Here is a 2086-nt window from a genome sequence, read left to right as displayed (position 1 = left end):
GCTCTACGGGCAAGGGTATCGAGACCTGCGCGCGTCTTTGACTCTGGTGGTCGTTGCAACGTTCTTCAACGCGGTCCTCAGCATCCCGGGCCAGGTCCTGGCGGCCACGAACCGGATGTGGCTAGGCTTCGCCCTAAACCTGGTGTGGGCGAGCGTCTTCCTCATCGGCTCGAGGCTCGCGGTGGCGCAGTTCGGGGCGGTGGGGGCGTCCGCCGCGTACCTCCTGTCGTACCTCGTACACGCGCTCACAAGCACCCTTGGAGCCGTTGTCCTGTTGCGGCTGCCGGCAAAGGCGATGTTGCCTGTGTTGGGAAGCAGCGCTGTGGCCCTCGGGACCCTGGCTTGGTGGGCGGTAGGCGCAGGCGGCGTGGGTTTTCTGGCAGTTGGCGGAGCGGCGACTGGCTATACCGTCATCAACATCTGGCGCAGTGTCAGCGGGTCGTTGGCGCAGCGGATCTCGGCAGCCATACGCACCAAAGGTGCCACTATCGGTTGAGGTGCAATGAGGGTTCTCTTCGTCAACTCCAGGCGTGAATGGCAGTTGGAGTGGGGTGGCGACAGCACCCAAGTCGTGCAAACGCGGCGGGCGCTGGAGAGGCTTGGCGTCTGCGTGGACGTTGCAGAAGGCGAGCTGCGCCTGTCAGACCTCGCGGCTTACGACCTCGTCCACGTTTTCAATATCCAGACGGCCCTGACCGGGCTGAGGGACGTGCTGGCTGCGAAAGAAGCGGGCAACCCGATAGCTCTGTCACCCATCTACTGGGATATGCGCCACTTGGAAAGGGACGCCACCAAGCTCTTTCCCCGTGGTTGGAGCCTCATGGCCGATTTGCTTGGGAGGCTTCACTGGCGAGCACTCTACACAGCCCGCACGCTCAAAGCGGCTCCGCGACGCCGGCGAGTGCACCGAGCAGCGAAACAGATGCTGGCGCTGGCCGACGTCCTCCTGCCGAACTCGTACGCGGAGATGGAGGCTCTGGTCTGGACTTTCAACGCCGCCTCGCTTCGCCAGAAAGCCTTCGTGGTTCCGAATGCCGCGGACGTCCTCCCGCCACAGCCGTCCGATCGGCCGGCAGGCCTCCGGCTGCCCGGGGAGTACGTCCTGGAGGTGGGCCGCTTGGAGCCTACGAAGGGTCAGATGGCTCTCCTCCAGGCGCTGGCCGATGTCCCCAGTATCCCGCTGGTATTCGTGGGCCGAGGGCAGGAGACGGTGTACGGCCGGGAGTGCGTGCGGCTTGGCTCCATTCGCGGCAATACCTTTTTCCTCGGGGAGATACCGCGTCACCAGCTGGGATACATCTACGAGTGCGCGAAGGTGCACGCGCTGCCGAGCCTACGCGAAAGCCCCGGACTTGCCACACTCGAGGCAGCGGCTCACGGGGCCAACTGCGTGGTCAGCATCCATGGCCCCGTTCTCGAGTATTTCGGACAAGATGCGTGGTACTGCGACCCTTCGGACATACGATCGATCCGCTCCGCCGTGCTGGCTGCATGGGCGGCGCCGAGGACAGGGAACCTCCGTCAGAAAGTCTTGACCCGTTTCACATGGCACAAGGCCGCGGAGATGACACTCGCTGCGTACCGGTGGTTGTTAGGGTTGGGTGATTCGCGCGACGACCGGGCTTTGGGGCACGGGGACGCAGCTTGGTAGTCTACCCCGATAACTGACCCACCTAGTGATGATTGGCTACTTTGTCCCTGGAAGGATGTCCGCAGGTTAGCGACAGTCTCTCTCCCTTTGTTACCCCGCTATGGATCAGTTTTTCGTCGCCGAGAACACGTGGGGGTGTGGGCACCTGACGTGTTTGAGGAGTCCTGAGCGAAAGCGTACCATCCCATTCTTGTCGCGCCTCCCGCTTTTTGACCGTTTTGGAGGGTGGATCGCGCGCGTAAGTTGAGCGTCCAGATCTCCAGGAGGTCCCCGCCCAGCCCCCCGGCTAGCCGGGGGGCTGGAGCTTTGTGGCAGGAAGAGCGACCGGGGAGCCGAATCGTGGGGGCACCGGGAGGCCTGCGCCGGAGTGCCGCCCGATCCCGGCAGCGAAAGCGGGGCGGTGAGGGAGGGAAAACAAGCGGGAGCATCCCCCAC

At 64.0% G+C, this 2086-nt stretch carries 2 protein-coding genes; both read left to right on the top strand.

Annotated elements, in window-relative coordinates:
• Positions 1-496, top strand: a 496-nt coding sequence (locus AB1609_22255) for a hypothetical protein (GenBank protein ID MEW6049157.1), incomplete at its 5' end; no start/stop codon positions are given.
• Positions 497-502: 6 nt separating this feature from the next.
• Positions 503-1651 (top strand): glycosyltransferase family 4 protein, encoded by a 1149-nt coding sequence (locus tag AB1609_22250; protein MEW6049156.1) that lies wholly within the window; start codon positions 503-505, stop codon positions 1649-1651.
• The last annotated feature ends 435 nt before the right edge of the window (positions 1652-2086 follow it).

Source organism: Bacillota bacterium, from assembly GCA_040754675.1.
In the GTDB taxonomy this organism is placed as follows: Bacteria; Bacillota; Limnochordia; order Limnochordales; family Geochordaceae; genus Geochorda.
The sequence above is the reverse complement of the archived record's forward strand: the minus strand, read 5'-3'. Positions and strand labels throughout refer to the sequence as shown.